General features: G+C 72.2%; 27 protein-coding genes. 16 read left to right on the forward strand and 11 right to left on the reverse strand.

Annotation, left to right across the window (positions count from 1 at the left end):
- Positions 1-28 precede the first annotated feature (28 nt).
- On the reverse strand, positions 29-565 hold the full coding sequence (locus tag ACH35V_RS25210; RefSeq protein WP_395975523.1) for an HAD family hydrolase: 537 nt from the start codon (positions 563-565) through the stop codon (positions 29-31).
- Entirely contained in the window at positions 562-948 is a 387-nt protein-coding gene (locus ACH35V_RS25215) for an ATP-binding protein (protein ID WP_395975525.1), read from the reverse strand. Before ACH35V_RS25215 ends, ACH35V_RS25210 begins: the two co-directional genes overlap by 4 nt.
- A gap of 72 nt (positions 949-1,020) precedes the next feature.
- Here ACH35V_RS25215 and ACH35V_RS25220 point away from each other — a divergent pair, with 72 nt between their 5' ends.
- The 4 genes from ACH35V_RS25220 (at position 1,021) to ACH35V_RS25235 (ending at position 2,988) form a co-directional block, all read left to right on the forward strand.
- Entirely contained in the window at positions 1,021-1,911 is an 891-nt protein-coding gene (locus ACH35V_RS25220; protein WP_395975527.1) for a helix-turn-helix domain-containing protein, read from the forward strand.
- A complete protein-coding gene (locus tag ACH35V_RS25225) occupies positions 1,908-2,108 on the forward strand; it encodes a DUF397 domain-containing protein (RefSeq protein ID WP_395975529.1) in 201 nt (66 codons plus the stop codon). The genes ACH35V_RS25220 and ACH35V_RS25225 overlap by 4 nt, the downstream gene beginning before the upstream one ends.
- Before the next feature lie 27 nt (positions 2,109-2,135).
- Positions 2,136-2,324, forward strand: coding sequence for a DUF397 domain-containing protein (locus ACH35V_RS25230; RefSeq protein WP_395975531.1), 189 nt, complete (start codon positions 2,136-2,138; stop codon positions 2,322-2,324).
- A gap of 67 nt (positions 2,325-2,391) precedes the next feature.
- On the forward strand, positions 2,392-2,988 hold the full coding sequence (locus ACH35V_RS25235) for a hypothetical protein (RefSeq protein ID WP_395975533.1): 597 nt from the start codon (positions 2,392-2,394) through the stop codon (positions 2,986-2,988).
- A gap of 8 nt (positions 2,989-2,996) precedes the next feature.
- Here the strand turns inward: ACH35V_RS25235 and ACH35V_RS25240 are convergent, their stop codons facing one another.
- Both ACH35V_RS25240 and ACH35V_RS25245 read right to left on the reverse strand, forming a co-directional pair.
- The gene (locus ACH35V_RS25240) at positions 2,997-3,896 is read right to left on the reverse strand and encodes a J domain-containing protein (protein ID WP_395975535.1); all 900 of its coding nucleotides are present in this window, start codon (positions 3,894-3,896) and stop codon (positions 2,997-2,999) included.
- Between the two features lie 4 nt (positions 3,897-3,900).
- The gene (locus tag ACH35V_RS25245; protein WP_395975537.1) at positions 3,901-4,629 is read right to left on the reverse strand and encodes a hypothetical protein; all 729 of its coding nucleotides are present in this window, start codon (positions 4,627-4,629) and stop codon (positions 3,901-3,903) included.
- Between the two features lie 175 nt (positions 4,630-4,804).
- On the opposite strand from ACH35V_RS25245, the gene ACH35V_RS25250 reads away from it, so the two are divergent.
- Complete coding sequence (locus ACH35V_RS25250) at positions 4,805-6,460, forward strand: tetratricopeptide repeat protein (RefSeq protein ID WP_395975539.1); 1,656 nt, start codon at positions 4,805-4,807, stop codon at positions 6,458-6,460.
- Between the two features lie 137 nt (positions 6,461-6,597).
- On the forward strand, positions 6,598-7,299 hold the full coding sequence (locus ACH35V_RS25255; protein WP_395975541.1) for a DUF4234 domain-containing protein: 702 nt from the start codon (positions 6,598-6,600) through the stop codon (positions 7,297-7,299).
- A gap of 49 nt (positions 7,300-7,348) precedes the next feature.
- On the opposite strand, the gene ACH35V_RS25260 is transcribed toward ACH35V_RS25255, so the two are convergent.
- Positions 7,349-7,945 (reverse strand): TetR/AcrR family transcriptional regulator, encoded by a 597-nt coding sequence (locus ACH35V_RS25260; RefSeq protein WP_395975543.1) that lies wholly within the window; start codon positions 7,943-7,945, stop codon positions 7,349-7,351.
- Positions 7,946-8,013: 68 nt separating this feature from the next.
- On the opposite strand from ACH35V_RS25260, the gene ACH35V_RS25265 reads away from it, so the two are divergent.
- Together ACH35V_RS25265 and ACH35V_RS25270 are read left to right on the forward strand one after the other, a co-directional pair.
- Positions 8,014-8,682, forward strand: coding sequence for a hypothetical protein (locus tag ACH35V_RS25265; protein WP_395975545.1), 669 nt, complete (start codon positions 8,014-8,016; stop codon positions 8,680-8,682).
- Positions 8,683-8,784: 102 nt separating this feature from the next.
- Complete coding sequence (locus ACH35V_RS25270) at positions 8,785-9,288, forward strand: hypothetical protein (RefSeq protein WP_395975546.1); 504 nt, start codon at positions 8,785-8,787, stop codon at positions 9,286-9,288.
- Between the two features lie 11 nt (positions 9,289-9,299).
- Here ACH35V_RS25270 and ACH35V_RS25275 read toward each other — a convergent pair whose 3' ends face one another.
- Positions 9,300-10,109 carry an SAM-dependent methyltransferase gene (locus tag ACH35V_RS25275; RefSeq protein WP_395975548.1) on the reverse strand — a complete coding sequence of 270 codons (810 nt, stop codon included), beginning with the start codon at positions 10,107-10,109 and terminating at the stop codon, positions 9,300-9,302.
- Between the two features lie 105 nt (positions 10,110-10,214).
- Positions 10,215-11,339 carry an ROK family protein gene (locus ACH35V_RS25280; RefSeq protein WP_395975550.1) on the reverse strand — a complete coding sequence of 375 codons (1,125 nt, stop codon included), beginning with the start codon at positions 11,337-11,339 and terminating at the stop codon, positions 10,215-10,217.
- A gap of 148 nt (positions 11,340-11,487) precedes the next feature.
- Between ACH35V_RS25280 and edd the strand changes: the two genes are divergently transcribed.
- From edd to ACH35V_RS25305, 5 genes are all read left to right on the forward strand, one after another.
- Positions 11,488-13,302 carry a phosphogluconate dehydratase gene (gene edd, locus ACH35V_RS25285; protein ID WP_395975552.1) on the forward strand — a complete coding sequence of 605 codons (1,815 nt, stop codon included), beginning with the start codon at positions 11,488-11,490 and terminating at the stop codon, positions 13,300-13,302.
- Positions 13,299-14,321, forward strand: a complete 1,023-nt coding sequence (gene glk / locus ACH35V_RS25290; RefSeq protein WP_395975554.1) for a glucokinase — start codon at positions 13,299-13,301, stop codon at positions 14,319-14,321. The genes edd and glk overlap by 4 nt, the downstream gene beginning before the upstream one ends.
- Positions 14,318-14,944, forward strand: a complete 627-nt coding sequence (gene eda / locus ACH35V_RS25295) for a bifunctional 4-hydroxy-2-oxoglutarate aldolase/2-dehydro-3-deoxy-phosphogluconate aldolase (RefSeq protein ID WP_395975556.1) — start codon at positions 14,318-14,320, stop codon at positions 14,942-14,944. Before glk ends, eda begins: the two co-directional genes overlap by 4 nt.
- A 36-nt stretch (positions 14,945-14,980) precedes the next feature.
- A complete protein-coding gene (locus ACH35V_RS25300) occupies positions 14,981-15,370 on the forward strand; it encodes a PPOX class F420-dependent oxidoreductase (protein ID WP_395975558.1) in 390 nt (129 codons plus the stop codon).
- A 227-nt stretch (positions 15,371-15,597) separates the two neighbouring features.
- On the forward strand, positions 15,598-16,524 hold the full coding sequence (locus ACH35V_RS25305) for a LysR family transcriptional regulator (RefSeq protein WP_395975560.1): 927 nt from the start codon (positions 15,598-15,600) through the stop codon (positions 16,522-16,524).
- Between the two features lie 5 nt (positions 16,525-16,529).
- Here ACH35V_RS25305 and ACH35V_RS25310 read toward each other — a convergent pair whose 3' ends face one another.
- Positions 16,530-19,073 carry an ABC transporter permease gene (locus ACH35V_RS25310; protein WP_395975562.1) on the reverse strand — a complete coding sequence of 848 codons (2,544 nt, stop codon included), beginning with the start codon at positions 19,071-19,073 and terminating at the stop codon, positions 16,530-16,532.
- 130 nt (positions 19,074-19,203) lie between these two features.
- Between ACH35V_RS25310 and ACH35V_RS25315 the strand changes: the two genes are divergently transcribed.
- Positions 19,204-20,493: a sensor histidine kinase gene (locus ACH35V_RS25315; RefSeq protein ID WP_395975564.1), complete on the forward strand. Its 1,290-nt coding sequence runs from the start codon at positions 19,204-19,206 to the stop codon at positions 20,491-20,493.
- The gene (locus tag ACH35V_RS25320) at positions 20,490-21,134 is read left to right on the forward strand and encodes a response regulator (RefSeq protein WP_395975566.1); all 645 of its coding nucleotides are present in this window, start codon (positions 20,490-20,492) and stop codon (positions 21,132-21,134) included. The genes ACH35V_RS25315 and ACH35V_RS25320 overlap by 4 nt, the downstream gene beginning before the upstream one ends.
- A gap of 14 nt (positions 21,135-21,148) precedes the next feature.
- Here ACH35V_RS25320 and ACH35V_RS25325 read toward each other — a convergent pair whose 3' ends face one another.
- Complete coding sequence (locus ACH35V_RS25325) at positions 21,149-21,628, reverse strand: DUF1707 domain-containing protein (protein ID WP_395975568.1); 480 nt, start codon at positions 21,626-21,628, stop codon at positions 21,149-21,151.
- A 2-nt stretch (positions 21,629-21,630) separates the two neighbouring features.
- Positions 21,631-22,287 carry a PadR family transcriptional regulator gene (locus ACH35V_RS25330; RefSeq protein ID WP_395975570.1) on the reverse strand — a complete coding sequence of 219 codons (657 nt, stop codon included), beginning with the start codon at positions 22,285-22,287 and terminating at the stop codon, positions 21,631-21,633.
- Positions 22,288-22,427: 140 nt separating this feature from the next.
- Between ACH35V_RS25330 and ACH35V_RS25335 the strand changes: the two genes are divergently transcribed.
- Positions 22,428-24,410 (forward strand): phosphatase PAP2 family protein, encoded by a 1,983-nt coding sequence (locus ACH35V_RS25335; protein WP_395975572.1) that lies wholly within the window; start codon positions 22,428-22,430, stop codon positions 24,408-24,410.
- On the opposite strand, the gene hpnH is transcribed toward ACH35V_RS25335, so the two are convergent.
- Positions 24,411-25,415 (reverse strand): adenosyl-hopene transferase HpnH, encoded by a 1,005-nt coding sequence (hpnH, locus tag ACH35V_RS25340; RefSeq protein WP_395975574.1) that lies wholly within the window; start codon positions 25,413-25,415, stop codon positions 24,411-24,413. It abuts the gene before it with no gap.
- Positions 25,416-25,417: the final 2 nt, after the last annotated feature.

Below are 25,417 nucleotides of genomic sequence, written 5' to 3' on the forward strand. Positions count from 1 at the left end.
CTCTTCGCCAGGAGGCCAGTCTCGATCCTCAACTTTGCTTGAGGTCAAGGCGCTCGGCGCGCTCCACGATCACGCAATGGTGGAGTGGACGGGCGAGCATCCGGGCCGCGGCGAGATACCGCGCCGCGCCCGGCCTCCCCTCGGGGACGGTCTCGGCGGTCACGATCGCATCGAACGCGTCGTCCAGGCGCAGGACGCGAAGCGTCGCGGCCACCTCCCGGCTCGTTGACCTGGTGACCAGCGCCAGCCGGTGCCGGGCCCTGGCCAGCGCCAAGACCAGGTCGGCGGCCCCCGGACAGGGGTTGAGTTCGGTTCCGGCCAGAGAGCAGTAGATGTGGGTCTTGGCGGCGAGAAGATCGTCGCGGTCTCCCCGCCACCCGGGCGCGCGCTGGGTGAGGAACGTGCGGACGCCTTCGCGGTCGGTTCGTCCGGCGATGAAGGTTCGATGGTCGTCGGCGTGGACGCGAAGGCCCGCACCGGTCGCGGCCTCGTGGAACGCGCGCCGGTGCAGGTCCTCGTCGTCCACGAGGACGCCGGTCAGGCCGAGCAGGATCGCCGGGGTCACTGGACGGGGGCGTCGTCGCCGATGGGCATCAGCGCCCAGACGATCTTGCCGACGCCGTTGGCGGACGGCCGGATGCCGGTGTCCTTGGCGTACGCGGCGATGATCGCGAGGCCGCGCCCGCTCAGCGCGTCCAGCCCGGCGGCGCAGGCGCGGGGGAGTTCGGACGACTGGTCCCAGCACTCCAGGATCGGAGCCCCCTCCTGCAGAGCGATCCGGATTCTGAGGGTGCGTCCGTGAGCCGCCTCGACCGCATTCGTCACGATTTCGCTCATGACGACCACCGAGTCATCGATCAGGGACCGGCCGCAGCCCCAATTGGTGAGCGCGTAGCGGACGAGTTCCCGCGCGAGCGAGACCGAAGAGCGCACTCCGAGCAGAGTCATCCGTATTTCGTCCGTTTTGGGCATTTGAAGCAATGGCACTTGATCGTTCATAACCGCCGTCCTGGAATTCTCGTGATCCTCTTCACAGGATCGGCGGAATGTGTTTACGCTGTGATGGATTGGAATTCAGAAAATACACTGGAGGTCAGCGTGAGTGTTCGCGAGACCATTGACCCGGACTCGTCGCTCTGGGCTTGGCTGGCCTTTGACCTGTGGTTTTATCGAACCCAGCGGGGTCTTTCGCTGGCGCAAACCGCCCAAATCGTTCATGTGGCACGCGGCACTGTTTCCAACTGGGAGGCCGGTCGCCTTCGCCCCGGAGACCAGTACATGGCCATCCTGGACAAGGCCTGGAACACCGGCGGCCACTTCCAGCGGCTGCACCACTACGCCACCACCGGACACGACCCCGACTGGTTCAAGCAGTACATCCAGTACGAAAGGGGCGCCGTGATCCTCAAGGCGTACCACGGAAAGACCGTGCCTGCCCTTGTGCAGACTGAAGGCTACGCACAGGCGGTTCTGCGTGCTGCCGGGCGTATGCGAGCGGTCGAGTCCGAGACCAAGGCGAGGATGAAGCGTCAGGAGATCTTCGCTCGCCCGGAGCCGCCATTCCTTTGGGTCCTGGTGGACCAGGAGGTCCTTGAAAGCCAGGTCGGTGGTCGCGAGGTCATGCGGGATCAGCTCGCGCATCTTCTCAAGCTGGGTGAGAGTCCGCGCAACATGATCCGTGTCGTGGCTAGATCCGTGGGGTGGCATCCGGGGCACGATGGCTCGTTCCAGATCTTCAAGGTTGACTCAAGGGAGCTTGCATACGCGGGAGCTCAGATCGGAGGACGCTTGATCGAGGCTGCTGACGAAGTCGCTACCCTCGCGATACGGTTCGAACAGATCGGGGCACTTGCCCTTTCTAGGGATGCTTCGACAGAACTGATCGAGCAGACGATGAGGACCTATCAGTGATCAAGTGGCGCAAGAGTACTCACAGTGGTGGTGGGAACGACGACGCGTGTGTCGAGCTGGCTCGGCTTGGTGGCGGTATCGGAGTGCGTGATTCGAAGAACCCAGAGGGCGAACGTCTCGGGTTCAGCTCTCAGGAGTTCTCCGGGCTGGTGGCGCGCATCAAGCGTGGTGAGTTCGTCCTCCCCGCTGACACCTGATGACCAGTAGAGGATCGGAGCCCGCTAATGGTCACGTGGCGTAAGAGTTCTCGCAGTGGTGGCATGAGTGATAACGCCTGTGTGGAGCTGGCCAGGCTTGGCGACGGTGTCGGCGTACGGGACTCCAAGGATCCCCATGGTCCCCGGCTCGGGTTCGGTTCGCGGGAGTTCGGCGGGTTGGTGGCGCGCATCAGGCGCGGCGAGTTCGACCACTGACCGATCGGAATCGTGGTCGGTTCGCTGCGGGGCCCATCCCTACATTCGGTGATATTGCGAGGCGGGCATGGCGTGGGGGCCGGTTGAGCATCAGCAGGGGTTGCAGGCCGGTGGTGATCTGTTCCGGCATTTGGCCACCGGCGGAGACTTGGAGCCGATGCCGTCCGTTCCGACGGGATTGGGGCTGGACGAGCACCCTTACGCGGACCTGCCGCTCGAATACTCGCGTTTCTACGCCATGGACGTGCCTTATGACCACCGATCGGTTTTCGCGTTCGGTTCGGCGGGATTCGTGCTCGGGGCGCTCGCCGTCAACGCGGCCGGGAACGCGATCGCGCGCAACCGGGCCCGCGCGCTCGCGGCGCCGCAATGGCGCGAATACCAGGTGGCGCGGGTCCTGCTGACGAGCGAGCGGTTACTGATCTTCACCCGGATCGGGCCGCTGTCGTTCTGGCATGGCGGGCTGAGCGAGTTCTTGCCCGCCCCCGAAGCCTTCCGGCTGCTGCTGACGTATCCGGACTGCGAACCCGTCCAGTTGAGGGGGCCGGGGGTGCCGTGGCTCGCGGTCGCGATGGCGCGGGTGATCTACCGGCCCGAGCAATTGATGATGATCCGCGGGTTCTCCGGGCTGGCCGCCTGGCATTTGTCGGAAGGCCCGGATTAGCGGGTGTGTCAGTCGCGGGTGAGGGTCCCCGCTGCGCTTTTCTCGCCGGACGGCGAGTAGACGGTGAGCTCGACCTTTCCCCGCCCTTCCGGCGTGAGGCTGATGTCGCCCACGTCGCAGCCCGCGTCGGTTTCCGGGAACCGGGTGTCGATGGTCAGGGTCCAGCCGTTCAGCGCGATCGGCACGGCTGTGCCGCTGCACTGCCCGTCCAGGTAGCGGACATCGCCGTTGCGCTTTCCCGCGCGCAGCGTCAGCCCCGCTCGCCAGCCCTTGTCGCCCTTCTCCACCGGCCGGTCCTTGATCGTGCCGTGCCAGGTGCCGGCGAGTTCGCGGGGCACCTCCGCCCGGGGTTCGGACGCGTCCGGCCGGAGCTCCGACACGACCGCGGAGGCCACGAACAGCATGGTGTACACGGCCAGGACGATCCCGACGGCGATCCCGACCTTCGGCAGCACCCGCACCCGGGGGGCGGGCCGGAAAGGCGCGGGAGGCGGCGGCCACGTCGGCGACATGCCGTACCGGGGCGGCGGGGGCATGCGCCGGTACGGCACGTCCTGCCGCGGCGGGGGAGGCGCGGACGGCGTGGACGGCGCGCGCGGACGGCCCTCGGACGCCGATTCCCAGGGGTCGTCGACGAGACCAGGATCCTCTTCGAGGGCGTCCCCGGCAGGTGCCCGATAGGCGTCGTAGCTCGCCCGCTCCTTGAGCAGGACATCCCGCGCGGCGTTCAGGAGCCGGGTGAGGTCGGCGCCCTCCGCCTTGGTCCGCGCCTCCTGGAACCGGTCAGGGTGGTTCATGCGGACGAGGGTGATGTGGGCGCGTCTGATCTCCTCCGGGGTCGCGTCCAGGCCGACGCCCAGCAGATCGTAGGCGTCGTGCCCGTCCAGTTCGGCGAACTTCCTCGGCACCCCGCTACCTGCCGATCCGCCGCTCCACCGTGGCCCGGTAGCAGGTGAGCGACCAGTGGGCGGACGCGGCGTCGTGGCCCACGGGCACGTCCTTGGTCCCGGTCGCGAACGTCACGTCCCGCGCTCCGGCGAGGAAGACGACGAACACGTTCAGGCGGTGCTCGGAACCGTGGTACCACCAGTCGTGGCGCAGCGGCCGCCGTTGAGCGGTGAAGGGCGCCTGCAGGAGTTCCTGCGCGCGGGGCGGAAGGTTCCCGAGCAGCCCCTTCGCCCCGGCGGAAAGGCCGATATCGGGAGCTGCGGGGGCGGCGTTCCCCGCGTCGGAGGGCGCGGCGCGGGGCGGCGGCCTATGGTCGATCGCGACATGGCGGAGCGACCCGGGCGCGAAGAGGAAGGCGGAGATCGCGTAGACCGGACGGTGATCGGTGTTGATCCGCGGTTCGGCCACGGCGAGGCCGTCGTCGCCGACGGCCACGGCGTAGGACCGCCCGTCGGGGCTGGACGGGTCTTCGCAGGCGAACCACTCGATGGTGTCGCCGGTCAGCTCGTTGATCCGGGCCCGGCTCTGGGGCCCGACGGACCTCCAGCACTCTTCGCGCGGCTTCCCGCCGAACGGCATCTCACCGGCCTCGTGGAGCGGCACGGAGGCGGCCCGCGGGCCGACGAGACCGCGGTCCCGCACCGCCTCTGGACGATCAGAGCCGGACGGCTTCATCGGATAGGACGAACTCACGGGCCGCTCCCTTGACCGCGCATTGACCGTTCATGTTCACGTTAGTGGTGGAGTGCGGCCGAGAAGGGCGGGTGTCACCGATCGTTATCGGGTGGTGTCAGGCGCCGCACATGCTGTGGAGACCAAGCCCTGGCCGCGTCGAACCGTGGCGCTGACGCTTCTCTATACTCGGTGAATGGACGATTATTATGAGCTCGGGTCGCATACGTTTCCGGTGACGACCGTCTCGCCGGAGGCGCAGATCTGGTTCGACCGGGGTTTGGTCTGGCGCTATGCGTTCAACCACGAAGAGGCGCTTTTGTGTTTTGAGAAGGCCGTGGAACACGATCCCGGTTGTGCCATGGCGCCCTGGGGGATCGCGTACGCGTTGGGGCCCTACTACAACAAGCCGTGGGACGATTTCACCGCGGAGGAAGCCGCCGAGAGCCTGGCGAACGCGCGTAAGGCGATCGGGGCCGCGCTTGCGCTGACCGGCTCGATCACGCCTCTCGAAAGTGCCCTGATCGAGGCGTTGCAGAGCCGCTACCCGTCGGCCAGGCTGCAGGACGGATGGAAGTCCTGGGAGGACGCCTACGCCGCGTCCATGCGGAAGGTCTACGCGCGGTTCCCGGACGATGCCGACGTCGCGGCCCTCTTCGCCGAGTCGATGATGAACCGGACGCCGTGGCAGCTCTGGGACATGGAGAGCGGCGAACCCGCGCCAGGCGCCGACACCGTTGAAGTGATAGAGGTGCTCGAACGCTCGCTGCGCTCATCGGAAAGCCACGGGGAGCGACCGCATCAGGGAATTCTGCATCTGCACATCCACGCCCTCGAAATGTCACCGAACCCCGGAGGCGCCCGCCGGTCGGCCGACGCTCTGGGCGAGGCGGTGACCGACGCGGGCCATTTCCTGCACATGCCTTCGCACATCTACGTCCAGCTCGGCGACTACGAAGCCGCGCTGCAAGCCAACGAACGGGCCATCGAGGTCGACCGCAAATACGTGGAGCGGGCGGGGCCGTTCAATTTCTACACCCTTTCGCGCTGCCACGATTTCCATTTCAAGATCTACGCGGCGATGTTCCTCGGCCGGTATCGTCCGGCGCTTGAGGCCGCGAACGAGATGGTCGACGCCATTCCCGAGGAGCTGCTGCGCCGGTCCGCGCCGCCGATGGCCGATTGGCTGGAGGGGTTCGTCCCCATGAAGGCGCACGTGCTCGTCAGGTTCGGCAGGTGGCGGGAGATCCTCGACGAGCTCCTCCCCGACGACCCCGATCTCTACACCGTGACGACCGCGACCCTCCACTACGCGAAGGGCGTGGCCCACGCCGTCCTCGGTGAACTGCCCGAGGCCGACGCCGAACGGGCTTTGTTCGACGACGCGTTCTCGCGGGTTCCCGAGACCCGCCGGTTCTTCAACAACCGGTACGTCGACATCCTCGGCATCGCCGCCGAGATGCTGAGGGGAGAGATCGAGTACCGCAGAGGGGGGCACCGGAGAGCCTTCGACCACCTCCGGACGGCGGTGTCCCGCTACGACCGGCTTCCCTACGACGAGCCTTGGGGCTGGATGCAGCCGCCCCGGCACGCCCTTGGTGCGCTGCTGCTGGAGCAGGGCCAGGTGGAGGAAGCCGCCGAGGTGTACCGCGCCGACCTGGGCCTGGGCGACACTGCGCACCGGGCGGCCCATCACCCGGACAACATCTGGAGCCTCCACGGCTACGCGGAGTGCCTCCACCGGCTCGGCAGGTGCGCGGAGGCCGAGTCCGTCCAGGCCCGCCTGGACGTCGCCGCGTCCCACGCCGACACCGAAATCCGCGCCTCCTGCTTCTGCCGCACCGACGACTAGGGACGAGGACGCTCCGTGGGGCGCCGAGTCGATGGATCTTGGGAGACATATCGCGAGGTGTACCGTGGTTAAGAGGCCGATAGCGGTCCGTCACCGTGCTCCCTTCGTGCATTTCGCGTTGCCTGAAGGGAGGACCGATGGAGCCACTGCCAGCGGTTCAACGGGTGGATCGCTATGTGCATGAGAGGCGGACCACAGACCAGAAGTTGGTCGATTGGGCTGTCTACTTCTTCTTGCTGTCCTGGGTCACCCTCGGCATCTACACCATCGTGGTCTTCTACCGGCGGCTTAAGCGTGCAGACCTCTTCCGGGACCGTCGTCTCCACTACCACGGCGCTGTCATCGAGGCCACCAGGCAGTTCGCCGAGCAGAGCGGTAGTGGTCACGAAGTCAGAGGACAGCTCGATGACCTGCGGCGGTACGTCAATGACCGGTTTGAGGACGAGCATCGGCCGATCAACGCCGGGCTGTCGGTCTTTCTGAGCTTCATCACGCTCGGGGTCTACTGGTTCATCGCCACGTACCGGATGATGCGGTTCTGGTGGGAGATCCAGCTCACGGAGCAGGACTTCGACGACGTGCTGAGCGACATCTGGCTGCGCCTCGGAATCGTCCAGTACCGCGTGACCTTCGAGCCCGTGCCGGACCTTCATCGCGGCTTCGGGGTCCATGTGCTGCTGACGGTCGTCACATTCGGGATCTACGGAGTTGTCTGGGACTATCAGCTTCACACCGATCCGGAGAAGCTCTTCCCAGAAGTGCACTCGACCGAGGACACAGTCCTGTCGGCTCTACGCCACGCCGAGACGGCGCCTCGCGGAGGCCGTGCGGTGGCCTGAGCCTGGCGGCGTTTCATTTTGCCCAGGTCCGTTGCGACATCGGCCCGAGTCAGGCGGACGAGTGGGTGGCTCGGTGGTGAAGGTCGTTGAGGTGGGTGGATACGGCGGCGCGCATTCGGTCCGGGGTCGTGGTGCGCGGGTGCAGGGCGGCGTGGACGGCCAGGCCGTCGACCAGGGCGTGGAGGCGGTCGGCTTCTAGTTCCGTGTCCGACTCCGGGGCCAGGGAACGGGCCAGGGCCAGGCAGCCGGAGCGCATGGTGGCGTGAGCCTCCTCGCACAGGGCGCGCAGGTCGGGGTCGACGAGGGCGCGGGCGGTGAAGGCGAGCCAGACGTGGTTCTCGGCGGCGCGTTCGGCGTCCATCGGGAGGAGCTCGTTCAGGACGCGGGCGGCGCGGTCGCGGGGATCGGCGTCCGTGGACGGGACGGCGGCGATCCGCTGCTCGATCCGCTCGATGATCGTCCGGAGGGTGAAGGCCAGCAGCTCGGGCTGGGTGGCGAAGTAGTGCCGCAGCGAGCCGGCCGACAGGCCCGCCTCCTTCGCGACATTGCGGACGGACGCCCGGTCCAGGCCGTCCCGCCGGACCACCCGCCACACCGCCGCGACCACGTCCTGCCGGCGCCTGGCCGGATCCACCACTTTCGGCATGGGACTTTTATAGCACAGCTGTGTTACATTCCTCGTGATGGCACGGTCGTACTAAATAAGGAGTCGTCATGAGACGCGCGCTCGTCGTCGCCCTCACCGCCGGACCGCTGCTGCTCACCGGGGCCGGGCTCGCCGCCGGAGCGGCGCTTCAGGCCGAGTCCGGCGGGTCGTTCGCGACTTCGGAGCAGCGCTTCGGCACGTCCGCCGTCGCGCTCAAGACCGACGAGATCGAGGTGGGGGCCGAGACGGCGCGGGCCGGGAACCCCATGCCCGACGTCGGCGAACTCGCCGAGGTGAAGATCGTCGTCCGGCCGGCCGACCCTGGCGTTCCGCTGTTCGTGGGGGTCGGGCCCAAGGCGGAGGTCGAGCGCTACCTGCGCGGGGTGTCGCGGGACGAGTTCGTGTCGGCGCGGCTCAGCCCGTTCAAGCCGGTGTTCCAGCGGCTGCCGGGCGCGGACACGGCCGCCGCGCCGCCGTCGCAGCAGCGGTTCTGGGTCGTCAGCTCCGCGGGAACCGGGACGCGCACCGTCACGTGGGACAAGACCGGCGGCGCCTGGTCCGTGGTCGTGATGCGGATGGACGGCCGTTCCGGCGTGGACGCGCACGCCTCGATCGGCCTGCGCTTCGGCTTCCTGCTCCCCGGCGCGGTCGTCGCGCTGGCCGCCGGGACCGTGCCGCTCGCCTGGGCGCTGGTCGCGCGCCGCCGCCACGCCACCGGCCGCCGCGACGCGTCCTGAGAGGGAGTCTGTCCGGGTTGCGGTTTCTTGGGGTGTTCTCGTGCCCCCTTTTGGGGGTGCGCGTGCGACGCTCGATGGAGATCACGGACGTCTGGAGGGCTGATGAAGGCGCTGCTCAACTCGCTGAACGAGGACGAGAAGGCCCTCGTCCGGGAGACCGGGAGCGGGGAGCTCGCCGGCATGGAGGAGGACGGGCTCGTCGATCTGCACACGAGGATCAGGCGTGCCCGCGACAAGTACAGCAAGCTGTACCGGCGCACCGCGAGCGAGCGGGTCGGGAAGTACGGGGGGCGGGGGAAGGCGCGGCCGAAGAACGTCCGGAACGCGGGGAAGGCGGAGGTGTTCGAGGACGCGCTCGCCCGCGTGAGCTGGTACCTGGCGCGGGCGGCGCGGCGCAGCGCGGCCGAGCTCAAGGCGGAGCGGATCGAGGCGGCCAGGTCCGGAGGGAGCGTCCCGCCGGGGGCCGGGCCTCCGGAGGCCGCGCCGAGGACGTCCCAGACGACGGCCCGCCGCAGGCCGACCAGCGCCGACCCCGCGCTGAGCCGGAGGCATGCGGCCACCAGGGCGAAGGGCGCCCGCAGGCAGGCGAGGCGCGACAGCCGCTGAGCGCCGGGCCGTCAGACGACGCGGCCGACGCCGGCGAGGAAGCCGGGCTGGGACATGTCGGACCGGTCCGGTTCGCCCTCCGGCCGCCAGTCGGCCACCTGGACCAGGCCAGGCCCGACCAGCTCGGTGCCCTCGAAGAACGTCCTGATCTCGTCGACTCCCCGCGGGATGAAGCAGCCCGGCCCCGTCCCGTCGTAGGCGGAGCGCACCTGGGCCTCGATGTCCTGGGAGACGCCGCCCGCGTACGCGTGCGAGATGGCCAGATGGCTGCCGGGGGCCAGCGGCCCGCGCAGCCTCGCCATGATCTCGGCGGGACGGTCCTCGTCCGGGACGAAATGCAGGACGGCCAGCAGGATGAGCCCCACCGGCCGGTCGAAGTCGATCCGGGCCCTGACGTCCGGATGGTCGATGATGCCCTCCGGTTCGCGCAGGTCGCCCTCGACGACCGTGGTGAGCGGGTTGTCGGCCAGCAGCGCCCGGGCGTGCGCGAGCACGATCGCGTCGTTGTCGACGTAGATGACGCGGGAGTCGGGGGCGGCGCGCTGGGCCACCTGGTGCACGTTCTCCTGCGTCGGCAGGCCGGAGCCGATGTCGAGGAACTGGCGCACGCCGAGCCCGGCCATCATCCGCACGGCCCTGGACAGCAGCCCGCGGTTGGCGCGGGTGATCTCCCGCGCGCTCGGGATCGCCGCCATGACCCGGTTCGCGGCCTCGCGGTCGGCGGAGAAGTTGTCCTTGCCGCCGAGGTAGTAGTCGTACATCCGGGCCACGCTGGGGCGATCGGGATCGAGGACCCATCCCGGCTGGTGCTCATCGCTCACCGGCAGACCTCCCCCTCCGTAACGCCCAATCGACTGATTGTAGGGGAGAAATCCGGACGATTTCCGGAAGCTGCGGCCCAGGGCGGCGCCGGGCGACGGCGGCCGTCAGGACGCGTCGATGATCTCGGGGGCGAGGATGCGGTCCAGGACCATCGCGGCGCAGCCCCTGAGGCCCGCCTGCTCGCCCAGGCGGCTGGGCTCGATGCGGAGGTCGCGGGTGGCGAGCGCGGTGGAGCGCTGGTAGACGGTCTCGCGCAGGCCCGCGATGAGGGGCGCGTCCGCGCCCGCGAGGTCGCCGCCGAGGACGACGACGGCGGGGTTGAGGAGGTTGACGGCGGTGGCGACGACCTCGCCGATGCGGCGTCCGGCGTCGCGGAGGAGCGCGACGGTGGCGGGGTCGCCGGAGCGGGCCAGCGCGGCGAGGCCGGAAAGATCGCTCGCCCCCGCGCGGGCGAGGAGGGCGGCGCCGCCAGCGATGGCCTCGACGCAGTTGACGTTGCCGCAGCGGCACGGCGCCTCGACCGGGGCGGGGACGGGGACGTGGCCGATCTCGCCCGCCGCGCCGAGCGCGCCGCGCTGGATGCGGCCGCCGCTGACCAGGCCCGCGCCGATGCCGGTGGAGACCTTCACGAACAGCAGGTCGTCGACGCCGGGGTGGGCCTGGTGCTCGCCGAGCGCGGCGGCGTTGACCTCGTTGTCGAGGTAGGCGGGGACGCCGAAGTGGGCGGAGATCGGGGGCCCGACGTCGATGCCGTCCCAGCGTCCGGCGGCGTGCTCGACGGTGTCGGGGACGCCGAGGCCGACGCCGCGGACGGTGGACGCGTCCAGGCCGGAGCGGGCGAGCAGCGACGTCCACTCGTCGAGGAGGCGGGGGAGGGTCTTGCCGGGGGAGACCTCGGCCGGGGGGCCGTCGGCGCGGGCGAGGACCGTGCCCGCGAGGTCGCAGACGGCGAGCTGGCCGCGGGACTGGCCGAGGTTCGCGACGAGGACGGCGCCCCCCGCGGCGTTGAACTCCAGGCGGGCCGGCGGGCGCCCGCCGGTGGACGGGCCGTCGGCGCGCTCGGTGACGAGGCCGCGCGAGATCAGGTCGGCGACGCGGGACGCGACGGCGGGCCGGGACAGCCCGGTGATGCGCCCCAGCCCGGCGCGGGTGGCGACGCCGTCCTCCCGGATCAGGCGGAGCACGTCCCCGCTGGTGGACGGGCGGGTCCCGGGGCGCGGCAACGGCATCCGGCCAGTCAAGCACGCGCCGCTTTGGTACGTCCAGTTCGTGCAAGATCCAGACTTTTGTAAGTGTGTGTTCATAAGTCGGGTTGTGTTGGTTACCTATGTCTCGGTAGCTTGACGATCTGGAGATCCCCCTGGACTGGAGCGTCCTATGGCCGTACATCCCGTGCTGGCGGAAGTGACCCGGCGCGTCGCCGAGCGGAGCGCCGGACCGCGCGGCGCCTACCTGAGCCGAATCCGCGACGCCCGGACGGAGGGCCCGGTGCGCGGCGGGATGGGCTGCGCGAACCTCGCCCACGGCTTCGCGGCGTGCGGCGTCCAGGACAAGCTGTGGCTCAGGGGCGACGTCGCGCCCAACATCGCGATCGTGTCGGCGTACAACGACATGCTGTCCGCGCACCAGCCGCTGAAGGACTACCCCGACCTGCTGAAGGCCGCGATCCGCGCGGCGGGCGGGACGGCGCAGTTCGCCGGAGGCGTGCCCGCGATGTGCGACGGCATCACCCAGGGCCGCGCCGGGATGGAGCTTTCGCTGTTCAGCCGGGACGTGGTCGCGATGGCCACGGCGGTGGCGCTGTCGCACGACATGTTCGACGGGGCGCTGCTGCTCGGCGTGTGCGACAAGATCGTCCCGGGGCTGGTGATCGGGGCGCTGTCGTTCGGGCACCTGCCGGTGATCCTGGTCCCGGCCGGGCCGATGGCGTCCGGGCTGCCGAACGGGGAGAAGGCGAAGGTCCGCAAGCGGTTCGCGGCCGGGGAGGTCGGGCGCGAGCAGCTCCTCGCCGCCGAGGCCGCGTCCTACCACTCGCCCGGCACCTGCACCTTCTACGGGACGGCCAACTCCAACCAGCTCCTGATGGAGGTCATGGGCCTGCACCTGCCGGGCGCGAGCTTCGTCCCGCCGGGCACGAAGCTGCGGGACGCCCTGACCGAGGCGGCCGGACGGCGCGTCCTGCAGCTCACCGACCTGGCCGACGGCTACCTCCCGATCGGTGAACTGCTGGACGAGCGCGCGTTCGTCAACGGGGTCGTCGCGCTGCTCGCCACGGGCGGCTCCACCAACCACACGCTCCACCTGGTCGCGATGGCCGCGGCGGCGGGCATCGAGCTGACCTGGGACGACTTCGACGAGCTGTCCAAGGTCACGCCGCTGCTCACGCGCCTCTACCCGAACGGGACCGCCGACGTGAACCACTTCCACGCGGCCGGCGGCACCGCGTTCCTGATCGGGGAGCTGATCGACGCCGGGCTCGTCCACGAGGACGCGAGGACGGTCGGCGGCGACACCCTGGCCGCGTACCGGAAGGCGCCGGAATTCGACGGCGGCATGGTCGAGTGGCGGGACGTGGCGCGCGCGTCGGGCGACACCGGCGTGCTGCGTCCCGTCGCCGACCCGTTCGACGCGCACGGCGGCCTGCACACCGTGCGCGGCAACCTGGGCCGGGCGGTGGTCAAGGTGTCGGCGGTGCGTCCCGAGCACCGGACGATCGAGGCCCCGGCCCGCGTGTTCGACTCGCAGGAACGGCTCCAGGACGCGTTCGCCGCCGGGGAGCTCGACCGGGACGTGGTCGCGGTCGTCCGCAACCAGGGGCCGCGCGCCAACGGGATGCCCGAGCTGCACCGGCTGACCCCGCCGCTGTCCGTCCTCCAGGACAGGGGGCACCGCGTCGCGCTCGTCACGGACGGGCGCATGTCGGGCGCCTCCGGGGCGGTGCCCGCCGCGATCCACGTGTCGCCGGAGGCGGCGGCGGGCGGGCCGCTCGCCCGCGTCCGCGACGGCGACGTCGTCCGGCTCGACGCGGACGGCGGGGTGCTGGAGGTCCTCGTCCCGGACGAGGAGTTCGCGGCCCGCGAGCCCGCCGCCGCACCCCCGCCGGACGGGACGTGGGGGACCGGCCGCGAGCTGTTCCGGACGTTCCGCGCCGCCGTCGGCCCGGCCGAGCAGGGCGCGGGAGTCTTCGCGTGAGCGGCGTCGTGAGCGGCGGCAGCACGGCCGCGCGTCCGTGGCTGGTCGGGGACGTCGGCGGCACGAACGCCAGGTTCGCGCTGGTGGACGGCCCGGACGGCGCCCCGTCCCGCGCGCACTCCCTCCCCACCCGCGAGCACGCCGGTCTCGCCGAGGCCGCGGCCGCCTACCTCGCCCAGCACGCGCCGGGCGTCCGGCCGTCCGCCGCGTGCCTGGCGGTGGCCGGGCCGGTCACGGGCGGGACGTACCACCTGACGAACGCGGGCTGGCCGAAGGGCACCCGCGAGGAGGTGCGCGCCCACCTCGGCGTGCCCCACCTGGACATCATCAACGACTTCGAGGCGCTCGCCCTCGCCCTCCCGCGCCTCGGCCAGGACGACCTCGTCCCGATCGGCGACCTCGTCCCAGTCGGTGACGCCGAGCCGACGGAACCCGGCGCGCCGCTGGCCGTGGTCGGGCCGGGCACGGGGCTCGGCGTGGCGGGGCTCGTGCCGACGCCGTCCGGATGGCTGCCGCTGCCCGGCGAGGGCGGCCAGGTCGACGTCCCGGCCGCGACCGACCGGGAGATCGAGATCACGCGGCTGCTGCGCGCCGAACGCGGCGCGGCCAACGCCGAACACCTGCTGTCCGGGGCCGGGCTGACCCGCATCCACCGGTACCTGGCCGCGCTCGACGGCACGTCCGCCGAACCGCTCACCGCGCAGGAGATCACCGAGCGCCGCGACGACCCGCGCTGCCACGAGACGCTGCTGACGTTCTGCGCGATGCTCGGGTCGCTCGCCGGGAACGTCGCCCTGACGCTCGGCGCCCGAGGCGGCGTCTACCTCGGCGGAGGGATCCTGCCGCGCATCGCGGACGTGCTCAGCGACAGCGCGTTCCGGGCCCGCTTCGAGGGGAAGCCTCCCGTCGAGGACTACATGCGCGGCATCCCGACCGCGCTGATCGTCCACCCCGGCCCCGCCCTGGCCGGGGCCGTGACGCGGCTCGCGCAGAGCCTGCCCGAACTGGAGATCGCATGATCGCCGCCGACCTGTTCGACCTCGCGCCCGTCATCCCCGTCGTGGTGCTGGACGACGCCGACGCGGCCGTCCCGCTGGCCCGCGCCCTGGTGGACGGCGGGCTCCCGGTGATCGAGGTGACGCTCCGCACCCCGGCCGCCCCGGCGGCGATCGCGCGGATCGCCGCGGAGGTCCCGGACGCGGTCGTCGGCGCGGGGACCGTCGTCCGGCCGGAGGACGCCGAGCGGTCCGCCACGGCCGGGGCCCGGTTCCTGGTCAGCCCCGGCCGCACGTCCCGGCTCCAGGCGGCGATGGTCGCGACCGGGCTGCCGTTCCTGCCGGGCGTCGCGACCGCGTCCGAGGCGCTCGCGCTGCTGGAGGACGGCGTCACGGCGATGAAGTTCTTCCCCGCCGAGGCCGCGGGCGGGATCCCGTACCTCAAGTCGCTCTACGGGCCGCTGCCGCAGATCCGGTTCTGCCCGACCGGCGGCGTCGGGCCGGGGAACGCCGCCGAGTACCTCGCGCTGGACAACGTCGGCTGCGTCGGCGGGTCCTGGCTCACCCCGGCGGACGCCGTCCGCGACGGCGACTGGGACCGCGTCCGCAAGCTCGCCGCCGAAGCCGCGGCGCTCCGCTCCCGCTGATGTCACATTCGCGCGCCGTGCGCCCGTCTCATGGGCATGAATGACGCACCGACTCTAGAGAGCCTGAAGAAGCAGCGGACCGTCCAGGTGACGTCCTACCGCAAGGACGGGACGCCGGTCGGGACCCCCGTCAGCGTCGTCGTCCGCGGCGACCACGCCTACTTCCGCACCTACGACAAGGCGTTCAAGGCCAAGCGGCTGTCCCGCAACCCCGAGATCGAGATCGCGCCGAGCACCTCCAAGGGGAAGGTCACCGGCCCGGCGGTGCACGGCCGCGCCCGGCTGCTGACGGTGGAGGAGGCGCGGCCGATCCGGAAGCTGCTGGCCCGAAAGCACCCCTTCCTCCAGGGGTTCGCGGTGCCGCTCTTCCACAAGATGAAGCACTACCAGACGCTCCATTACGAGGTCACCCTTGAGGACCGCTGACCCGTGCGCAGTGCGGGCAGGGACCGGCGACGAGCCCTCGCCCGCCGCCCGTCGGGACGAGGTCCATCCGGAGCCGGCCGCAGGCGCAGCGGGTCCAGACCACGATGCCGTCGCTGGTCAGATGCCGTGAGACTGTCGTGCTCTGCTGATCCATGACACCAGTCTGCAACCGGCCGAACGTTTCCGTCCATTTCAGGTTTCCGCACTGGATCGTGCAAGATGGTTACATGATTGATCTGCGGCGGCTGCACATGCTCCGGCTCGTCCACCAGTTCGGGACGGTCACGTCGGCGGCGGAGGCGATGCACCTCACCCCGTCGGCGGTCTCGCACCACCTGCGCGAGCTGGCGCGGGAGCTGAAGGTCCCGCTGCTGGAGCCGCAGGGCCGCAAGGTCAAGCTCACCCCGGCCGCGCACCTGCTGGTCGAGCACGCCGACGGGCTGCTCGCCAAGTGGGAGGAGACCCTCGCCGACCTGGAGTCGCATCGCGCCGGGGCCGTGGGGCCGCTGCGGATGTGCGGGTTCACGACGGCGGTCGGCGGGCTGATCGCCCCGGCCGCGGGCGCGCTGAAGCGGGCCGACCCCGGCCTCGCCGTCGAGATCCGCGAATGCGACACCGACGTGGCGATGGGGCTGCTCGCCGCCGACGAGACCGACATCGCCGTCATCGAGCCCACCCCGGACGCGCCGCCGCCCGGCGACCCGCGCTTCGACCGGGAGCCGCTGCTGGAGGAGGCCCTCGACCTGATCGTCCCCGGCGGCCACCCGCTCGCCCTCCGCGCCGGCGTCTCGCTGGAGGACGCGGCGGACGAGGCGTGGATCAGCGTCCAGCCCGAAGGCTGCGCCCACCACCAGCAGGTCATGGCGTACTGCGCCGCCGCCGGGTTCACGCCCCGCATCGCGCACAACGCCACCACCTGGTCGGTGATCTGGGCGCTGGTCGCCAACGGGCTCGGGGTGTCGCTCGTGCCGCGGCTGGCGGGCGGGCCGTCCGACCAGCCCGTCGTCCGGGTCCCGCTGAGCGGCGACGGCGTCCCGAGGCGGCGCGTGCTGACCTGCGTGCGGCGCGGCAGCCGCGGCAACCCGCTGATCGTCCGGGCGCTGCGCGCCCTGCACGACGCCGTCCCCGACCGCTGCACCCGGATGGCCGCCTGACCCCGCTATTCGCTCGCGATCGCTTCCAGGATGTTCATGCGGGCGGCGCGGCGCGCGGGCCACACGGCGGCGACGACCCCGATCACCGCGGCCGCCGCGACGCACACCGCCAGCGTCCCGTACGGGATCGCGAGGACCTCCATGCCGCCGTCCCCGTCCGCCATCACGCGCTGCAGGACGATCCCGAGGACCAGGCCCGTCCCGACCCCGGCCGCCGCGCCGAACAGCGACACCACGACCGCCTCGTACCGGATCATCCGGCGGAGCTGGCGGCGCTGCATCCCGACGGCGCGGAGCAGGCCGATCTCCCGCGTCCGCTCGGTGACGGCGAGCGCGAGCGTGTTGACGATGCCGAGCGCCGCCACCAGCACCGACAGCACCAGCAGGCCGAGGACGAGGTTGAGGAACAGGCCGATGTCCCCGGCGGCGTCGTCCTTCACCTGGGCGCGGTCTTTGAGCTCCAGGTTCGGCCAGGGGGCGAGCGCCGCCTCCAGTGCGCCTCTGCGGGCATCCGTGACGTTGATCTCGATGCGGTCGATGGGCGCGTCCGGGTCGCGCGTCCGGTAGCCCGCCCAGTCGATGATCATGGACGGGGCGGACGGGGTGACGGACGGCCGGTCGGCGTAGATCCCCGCGATGCGGAACGTCCGCCGCGTCCCGTCCTGGTAGCGGCCCTTGATCGTCGAGCCGACCCGCCAGCCCTGCGACGTCGCGACGCTGCGGCCGACGAGCAGGGCGTCCCCGCGCGCGGACGGCGTCCCCTCCTGGAGCGGCAGGCGGAAATGGCCGAGCAGCTCGCCCGGCGAACCCGCCGCCGCCGTCCGGACGGACCCGGCCAGCTCGAACCGCGCCGTCCGGATCGGGATCGCCGACCGCACGCCGCCCACCCCCGCCACCGCGCCCGCCGCCTCCGCCGCGACCGGCGTGATCTGGCTCCGGCCGGTGACCTGGTAGTCGGCGGTGAGGCCCGCGTCGAGCTGCCGGTCCACCGACGTCGCCATCGACTGGACGATCACCGACACCGTCGCGATCAGCGCGAGCCCGATCGTCAGCGCGGACGCGGTCGCCGCCGTCTGCCGGGGGTCGCGCAGCGCGTTCCGCCCGCCCATCCGGCCGGAACTCCCGCCGAACCGTGCGAACGGCCAGGCCAGCACCCTGATCACCGGACGGCCGACCACGGGCGACACCACGACCACCCCAGCGAACAGCGCCATCGCGCCCGCCCCGGCGAGGGTCAGCGCCGCCGTCCCGTCCGCCGCGAGCCCGGCCGCGACCAGGCCGCCGCCCGCCGCGAGCGCGACGCCGCCGCACACCGCCCGCCCCCGCAGCGGACGCGGCGCGGCCTTCCCCTCGCGGAGCGCCGCCACGGGCGGGATCCGCGACGCGCGCCGCGCCGGGACGAACGCGGCGGCCAGCGTGACGAGCGTCCCCACCCCGTAGGACGCGATCACCGCCGAGGCCGGGATCACGAGCGTCCCGAACGGCAGCTCCTCGCCGCCCGTGACGACGGTCATCAGCCGCGCCAGCCCGGCCGCGACGCCCGCGCCCGCCGCCAGGCCCAGCGTGGAGCCCGCCAGCCCGACCCCGGCCGCCTCGCCGAGCACCGACCGCGTCACCTGTCCGCGCGACGCCCCGACCGCGCGCAGCAGCGCCAGCTCCCGCACCCGCCCGCTCACCAGCATCGCGAACGTGTTGAAGATGATGAACGAGCCGACGAACACCGCGATCACGGCGAAGACCAGCAGGAACGTCCGCAGGGCCTTGAGTATCTCGGTGAACGACGCGGCCTGCTCGTCGACGGCCTCCCGCCCGGTGATCGCCTCGACGCCGGGCGGGAGGGCGGCCGCGACCGCGTCCCGGAGCCGTTCCTGCGGGACGCCGTCGTCCCCGTGCACGACGATCCGCGCATACGTTCCGGGATGGTCGGACAGCAGCCGCCGCGCGGTCTCCGGCGCGAACGCCGTCATCGAGAGCTGGTCGCTCAGCGCCGAGTCGCCCACCTCGAACAGGCCCGTCAGCCGGAACGCGCGCGTGCCCGAGGTGAGCGCCACCTTGACCTGGTCGCCGACGCGGTACCCGGCGTCGGCGGCGGTCGTGACGTCGACGGCGATCTCGTCCGGCGCGGCGGGCGGCGTCCCGGACGTCAGGCGGGGGAGCGACAGGTCGGGGTCGCCGTCCCACGCCACCCCGGCCTGTGGCTCCGCGCCGACGATCTCGCCGCGCCGGTCGACGACGGCGGCGAACCCGGTGACGACGCCGTGCGCCTTCTCCACCCCCTCCACGCCCTGGACGGCGGCCAGCACCGGCTCCGGGACGGGACGCTCCGACGCCCGCTCACCGAGGCCCGGCTCGAACGCCCGGTCCGTCCGGACGACGACGTCCGTGCCGCGGCCCAGGTCGTCGAAGGCCCGGTCGAACGAGCGGTCCAGCGTGGCGGAGAAGATCAGCGTCCCGGCGACGAACGCGACGCCGGCGACCACCGCGACCGTCGACAGCAGCAGGCGGGCACGGTGCGCGACGAGGCCGCGGAGCACGAGCTTGAACATCATGCCGCCGATTCCAGCCCGGACGGACCCCCGCCCGGCAGCGCCGGTCGTCGTGTCCGCGCCCTACGAACTGCCTCCGGGACGCGACTTTCGTAGGGGTCGCGGGCCCCATCCGGGTGCGTACCGTGTTCTTGTGCACCTGCCCTCGCCGCGTTCCGCGATCGCGCGGCTCCTCCCGCCCGGACGGTCCCGCGACCTGACCGCCGACGCCCTCGTCGTCGCGGCCGGCGTGGCGCTGAGCCTGGGCGCGGACGGAGGCACGATCGTCCGCCCGCACGGCGGCGCCACGATGGCGCTTCTCCTGGTGCCCGCGCTCGCACTGGCGTTCCGGCGCCGCGCCCCGATGACGGTCGCGTGGATCACCGCCGCCCTCGCCGCCCTGGTCTGGGCCGTCGAGCAGGCCGCGCCGGGGACGCTGCTGCACGTCGACGCCGACCACGCCCTCAGCCCGCCGGTGTGGTGGCCGCCGACCGCGCCGCTCGCCGCCTACGCGGCGATGGCGTTCCCGCGCGACGGCGCCCGCCCGGTCTGGATCCGCGCGCTGCCCGTCGCCGTGCTGCTCCTCCCCGTCGGCGCCCTCGGCGACGTCTTGCCCGGCACGGCCATGCGGCAGTTCTCGTCGCAGGAGACCGACAGCATCGAGGCGCTGGTGTTCCGCAGCGTGGTCGCCGTGGCGGTCGCGGCGCTGATCGGCATGTACGCCGCCGCCCGCCGCCGCGTGGTCCAGGCGCTCACCGAGCGGGCCGAACGCGCCGAGCGGGAGCGGCACCTGCTGGCCGAGCGGGCCCGCGCGGAGGAGCGCGCCCGGCTCGCCGCCGAGATGCACGACGTCGTCGCGCACCGGGTGACGCTGATGGTTCTGCAGGCGGGGGCGCTGCGCGTCCGGGCGAAGGACGACCCGACCCGCGAGGCCGCCGAGGAGCTGCGCGGCACCGGCTGCCTGGCCCTCGAAGAGCTCCGCGACGTCATCGGCCTGCTGCGCCGCGACCCCGCGGCGGCGGCCCCGGCCGCGGACTCCGGTCCGCTGCCCGACCTGTCGGCGCTGGTCGCCGAGTCGGCGGCGGTCGGCGTCCCGGTCGAGCTGGCCGAGCACGGAGACCCGCCGCCCGCCTCGCCCGCCGTGGGACGGACCGCGTACCGGGTCGTCCAGGAGGCGCTGACCAACGCCCGCAAGCACGCGCCGGGCGCGGCCGTCGAGGTGGACGTCCGCTACCGCGTCGACGGCGTGACGCTGACCGTCCGCAACGCGTCCGCGCCGGGCGAACCGGACGCCGAACTGGCGGCCAGCGGGTCCGGCATGGGCCTCGCCGGGCTGCGCGAGCGCGTCGAGCTGATCGGCGGGACGTTCACCGCCGGCCCGCACCTGGACGGGTTCCGCGTCGAGGCGTCCCTGCCCGCCTACGTCCCGGTGGCGAAGCCGTGATCACGGTCCTGCTGGTGGACGACGAGCCGATGGTGTGCGCGCACCTGCGCACCATCCTCGGCGCGGCCGACGACGTCCAGGTGGTGGGGGAGGCGCACGACGGGGCCGCCGGGGTGGAGGCCGTCGTCCGGTACCGGCCGCACGTGGTGCTCATGGACCTGCGGATGCCGGGCGTGGACGGCCTCGCCGCCATCGAGCGGATCGCCGCGCTGCGCTCCCCGCCCGCCGTGGTCGCGCTGACGACGTTCGACGCCGACGAGTACGTGATCCGGGCGCTGCGGGCGGGCGCGGCGGGCTTCCTGCTGAAGTCGACGCCGCCGGAGGACCTGGTGAAGCTCGTCCGGGTCGCCGCCGACGGGCACACCGTGATGTCGGCCGCCGCGACCATGCGGCTGCTCGGCACGGCGGACGCCCGCGCGTCCGACCGCGACCGGACCCGGGCCCTCGTCGGCGGCCTCACCGGACGGGAGACGCAGGTGCTGGCCTGCCTCGGCGAGGGCCTGTCCAACGCGCAGATCGCGGGACGCCTCCACCTCAGCGAGGCCACCGTCAAAGGCCACGTGTCCCGGCTGCTCGACAAGCTCGGCTGCGCCAACCGCACCCAGGCGGGGCTCGTCGCCCGCGACGCGGGCCTGCGCTGAGCCCCGCGCCCGCGTCAGGCGCGGGTGCGGGACCGGCGGACCCCGACCGCCAGCACGACGGCGCGGATGACCCAGACGGCCAGCGCGATCTGCAGGACGGCGAGGAACCCCGCGCCCGGCCCGACCGTGAACGCCAGCACCAGGAACACCGCGAGCATCAGCGGGAACGCCTTGAAGTGCGGCCCGTGGCGGTGGGGATGGAGCCGCATGTGACGGTGCCGCCACGCGGGATGCCCCGGCCCGCCGAACATGACGGCCGCCCCCTGCTGCCAGGGGACGTCGGGCGCCTTCTCCGGCTCGGGCAGCCCGGTCGGCGGCGGCAGGTCGCGGACGTGCGCGCGCAGGTCGCCGCGCGTCTTGGCGGACAGCACCGCGTCGAGGCGCTCGTCCAGCTCGGCGGTGTCGAGACGGCCCGCCGCGAAATGGTCGTGCAGGGCGAGCATCACCGCGTCGCGCTCGGCGTCGCCGATCCGGATCTCATCCTGGCGTGCCATGATCACTCCCTGGTTCCCGCGGCCGTCGGCCCGGCGTCGTCGTCGCCACTGTCGGTGTCGGTGTCTTCGTCGGCCAGGATTCGGTAGAGGTCGCGCCGCGCGTCCGACAGGACGTCCCTGGCCCGGTCGACCTGCTCCGGCGAGCCGGAGTGGACGATCTGCATCACCGCGGCGCCCGTCTGCGCGGCCTGCCTGAACAGCTCCGGGACGCCCTCGCCGTACTCGGGCGTCATCTCGGCCCACGGCTCGGCCAGCCGGTCGGCGTGCTCGGCGACGTAGGCGCGGCCCTCGTCGGTCAGGTGGAACGACCGGCGCCCGCCGGCCTCCTCGCCCGCGATCAGGCCCTCGTCCGCGAGCTGCTGCAGCGCCGGGTAGACCGCGCCGGGGGACGGCTTCCACGCGCCGTCGCTGCGCTCGTTGATCTCCTGGATGATCTGGTAGCCGTTGCGCGGCTCCTCGGCGAGCAGCACGAGGATCGCCGCGCGGACGTTCCCCTTGCGCGCCTTGGCGCCCCGCCCCCACGGCCCGCCGCGCCCGCGCGCCCAGGGCGGGCGCGGCCCGCCCCAGGGGCCCGGGAAGGGGCCGTGCCCGTGGCCGCCGCCGAACAGCGCGCCGAAGGGGAAGTCGCCCCAAGGGCCGCGCCCATGCATGTGACCCATGTTCTGCACCACCTTCTGAGAGCTCTCTATGACCTCTCGCGATACGACAACGATATATCGATGACGTCCGGATGCGCCAGATGGTTCCCGGCGCCGTCTGATCGTCCGGAAACGTGGGTAACAGGCGTATGAGGAGGACGATGGGCACACACGAAGCGGTGACCGCGCGGGACGCGGTGTTCACGCCGGACGCGCCGGGCCCGAGCCTGCGCGCCCGCCGGGAGCTGCTGATCGGGCTGCTGCTCTTCGCGCTGTACGCCCTGGTCACCCGGCTCCCCGACGACGGCAGGACGGCCGCCGCCCGCGCGCACGGCGAGGCGATCTTCAACCTGGAGAAGGCGCTTCGCCTCGACGTCGAGCTGGGCCTCAACGGCTGGCTCGCGGACCAGTCGATCCTGCGGGTGCTGGCCAACTACGAGTACGCGATCACCTACATCGCGAGCGCGCTGGCCCTGCTGATCTGGCTGTTCGTCCGGCATCCCGAGCGGTACCGGACGGCCCGCAACGCCTTCATCCTGCTCAACCTCGGCGGCCTCGCGACGTTCGCGCTGTATCCCGTCATGCCGCCGCGGCTCATGCCCGACCTCGGGTTCATCGACACCGTCATGCAGGGCCGCACCTGGGGATCGTGGGGGTCGCCGCTGGTCGAGCACGCCGACAAGTTCGCCGCCGTGCCGTCCCTGCACATGGGCTGGACGCTGTGGGTCGGCGTCGAGCTCGCCCGCGTGAAGGCCAAGCGCTGGGTGCAGGTGCTGAACGCGGTGCACGTCCTCGTCACCCTGTACGTCATCCTCGCCACCGCGAACCACTACATCCTCGACGCGATCATCGCCGTCCCGTACGTGCTCGGCGCCGTGTTCGTCGCCGAGCGCATCGCCCGCCCGGCGCCCGTGCGCGCCGAAGGCCCCGACGCGTTCTTCCTCGCGGTGGAGACGCCCGCGGCCCCGCAGCAGGCCGGGGGCGTGATCATGCTGGACACGTCGCGGAAGGACGTCGGCCGCGACGACCTCGTCCGCGTGATCGGCGAGCGGCTCGGCGGGCTGCCCCGGTTCAGGCAGCGGCTCGTCCGGCGGGGCCGCTGGCGCCGTCCCGTCTGGCGCGACCATCAGCCGGTCGACTGGGAATGGCACGTCACCGAACGGCGCGTCGACGGCATGCCCGGCCTGCGCGCCGCCGTCGCCGAACTCCAGTCGCAGGCGCTGCCGCTCGACCGGCCGCCCTGGCGCATGGTCGTGCTGAAGGGCGCCGAACCCGGCCGCACCGCCGTCGTGTACCTGATGCATCACGTCGTCGCCGACGGCGTCGGCATCGTGGCGCAGGCCGTGTACCTGATGGAACCGCCGCCCGAGCCGTTCACCGGCCGGGTGCCGCGCAGGCCGTTCCGCAAGGCGCTCGCCACCGTGATCGGGCTGGGCCAGCTCGCCGTGGACGTCGCGCCCCCCGACCGGCTCCCGGCAGCCGGCACGTCCGAACGCCGGTTCAGCACCATGCACCTGCCGCTCGCGACCGTCCGGGACGTGGGCCGCCGCTACGGCGCGCGGGTCACCGACGTCGTGCTGTGCGCGGTCGCGGGCGCGCTGAACCGCGTCGTCAGCGAGGAGGACGGGCGCCCCGGCACCTGCCGCGTCGCCGTCCCGCTGATGATGCGGCCGCCCGGCAGCGCGATGGTCGGCAACCACACCACCGCCGTCATGGTCGACCTGCCGATCGGGAAGATGTCCGAGACCGACCGGCTCGCGCTGATCTCCAAGCGGAGCCGGGTGCTGCGGTCCGGGACGCGGGCGCAGGCCGCGTGGACCGTGATGTGGCAGGCCGGACGGCTCATGCCCGTCCCGCTGCACGCCCGGTTCGCGCGGCTGGCCTACAGCGGCCGCTTCCTCCAGGGCACCGTGTCGAGCCTCCCCGGCCCCGACAAGACGCTGCGGCTCGCCGGGGCCCCGCTCACCGCCGTGTACCCGATCGTCCCGCTCGCGCCCGGCACGCCGTTCGCGATCGCCGGGCTCGGCGTCGACCGCGAGCTGTGCTTCGGCCTCTCCCTCGACCCGGGGCTCGCGGACGACGCCGACACGCTGATGGACGCCGTCCGCGACGTCATCGAGGAACTCCGCGACGGCCCGAAGTGATCAGAAGCTGCGCGCGGCGCGCAGTGACTCCTTGAGGGAGCCCATCGTCGCGAACACGGCGGTCGGCTCGTAGCCGCAGTGCGCCATGCAGTTCGCGCAGCGGTCGTCGCGTCCCCGGCCGTAGGCGTCCCAGTCGGTGGTGTCGAGAAGCTCCTGGTAGGTGGCGGTGTAGCCGTCGTCCATCAGGTAGCAGGGCCGCTGCCAGCCCTTCAGCGAGTACGACGGGATCGCCCACGCCGTGCACGGGAAGTCGACCTTCCCTTCGAGGAAGTCGAGGAACAGCGGCGAGTGGTTGAACCGCCAGCGGCGCCGCCGCCCGCCCGCGAACGCCTTGCGGAACAGCTCCCGCGTCTCCTGCACGCCGAGGAAGTGCTCCTGGTCGGGGGCCTTCTCGTACGCGTACGCGGGCGAGATCATCATCTGGTCGACGCGCAGATCGTCGTTCAGGTAGTCGAGGACGTCGATCACCGTCTGCGGGGTGTCGGTGTTGAACACCGTCGTGTTCGTCGTGACCCGGAACCCGCGCTCCTGGCACAGCCGGATCGCGTCCACCGCCTGGTCGAAAACGCCCTCCTTGCAGACGGACGCGTCATGCCGCTCCCGCAGCCCGTCGATGTGCACCGCCCACGCGAAGTAGCGCGACGGCTCGAATCGGTCGATCTTCTTCGGGATCAGCGCCGCGTTCGTGCACAGGAACACGTACCGCTTCATCTTGATCAGCTCGGCGACCAGCTCCCCGATCTGCGGGTGCATCAGCGGCTCGCCGCCCGCGATCGACACCATCGGCGCGCCGCACTCGCGGATCGCGGCGACCGCCTGCTCGACCGGCATCCGCTGCTTCAGCACGTCCGCCGGGTGCTGGATCTTCCCGCAGCCCGCGCAGGCCAGGTTGCACGCGTACAGCGGCTCCAGCTCGACGATCAGCGGGAACCGCGTGCGGCCCCGGAGCTTGTTGCGCAGGACGTATCCGCCGATGCGCAGGCTCTGGCGCAATGGCATCGCCATGA

This window comes from Actinomadura sp. 1N219 (genome assembly GCF_044326405.1).
Lineage (GTDB): Bacteria > Actinomycetota > Actinomycetes > Streptosporangiales > Streptosporangiaceae > Spirillospora.

Coding starts and splice junctions, on each gene's coding strand:
- ACH35V_RS25250 (WP_395975539.1), top strand. CDS start 4,805: ATGGACGATTATTATGAGCTCGGGTCGCATACGTTTCCGGTGACGACC.
- eda (WP_395975556.1), top strand. CDS start 14,318: ATGATCGCCGCCGACCTGTTCGACCTCGCGCCCGTCATCCCCGTCGTG.
- ACH35V_RS25330 (WP_395975570.1), bottom strand. CDS start 22,287: ATGGGTCACATGCATGGGCGCGGCCCTTGGGGCGACTTCCCCTTCGGC.
- ACH35V_RS25235 (WP_395975533.1), top strand. CDS start 2,392: ATGGCGTGGGGGCCGGTTGAGCATCAGCAGGGGTTGCAGGCCGGTGGT.
- ACH35V_RS25230 (WP_395975531.1), top strand. CDS start 2,136: ATGGTCACGTGGCGTAAGAGTTCTCGCAGTGGTGGCATGAGTGATAAC.
- ACH35V_RS25270 (WP_395975546.1), top strand. CDS start 8,785: ATGAAGGCGCTGCTCAACTCGCTGAACGAGGACGAGAAGGCCCTCGTC.
- ACH35V_RS25300 (WP_395975558.1), top strand. CDS start 14,981: ATGAATGACGCACCGACTCTAGAGAGCCTGAAGAAGCAGCGGACCGTC.
- ACH35V_RS25325 (WP_395975568.1), bottom strand. CDS start 21,628: ATGGCACGCCAGGATGAGATCCGGATCGGCGACGCCGAGCGCGACGCG.
- ACH35V_RS25255 (WP_395975541.1), top strand. CDS start 6,598: ATGGAGCCACTGCCAGCGGTTCAACGGGTGGATCGCTATGTGCATGAG.
- ACH35V_RS25265 (WP_395975545.1), top strand. CDS start 8,014: ATGAGACGCGCGCTCGTCGTCGCCCTCACCGCCGGACCGCTGCTGCTC.
- ACH35V_RS25280 (WP_395975550.1), bottom strand. CDS start 11,339: ATGCCGTTGCCGCGCCCCGGGACCCGCCCGTCCACCAGCGGGGACGTG.
- ACH35V_RS25305 (WP_395975560.1), top strand. CDS start 15,598: ATGATTGATCTGCGGCGGCTGCACATGCTCCGGCTCGTCCACCAGTTC.
- edd (WP_395975552.1), top strand. CDS start 11,488: ATGGCCGTACATCCCGTGCTGGCGGAAGTGACCCGGCGCGTCGCCGAG.
- ACH35V_RS25310 (WP_395975562.1), bottom strand. CDS start 19,073: ATGATGTTCAAGCTCGTGCTCCGCGGCCTCGTCGCGCACCGTGCCCGC.
- ACH35V_RS25260 (WP_395975543.1), bottom strand. CDS start 7,945: ATGCCGAAAGTGGTGGATCCGGCCAGGCGCCGGCAGGACGTGGTCGCG.
- hpnH (WP_395975574.1), bottom strand. CDS start 25,415: ATGGCGATGCCATTGCGCCAGAGCCTGCGCATCGGCGGATACGTCCTG.
- ACH35V_RS25335 (WP_395975572.1), top strand. CDS start 22,428: ATGGGCACACACGAAGCGGTGACCGCGCGGGACGCGGTGTTCACGCCG.
- ACH35V_RS25215 (WP_395975525.1), bottom strand. CDS start 948: ATGACTCTGCTCGGAGTGCGCTCTTCGGTCTCGCTCGCGCGGGAACTC.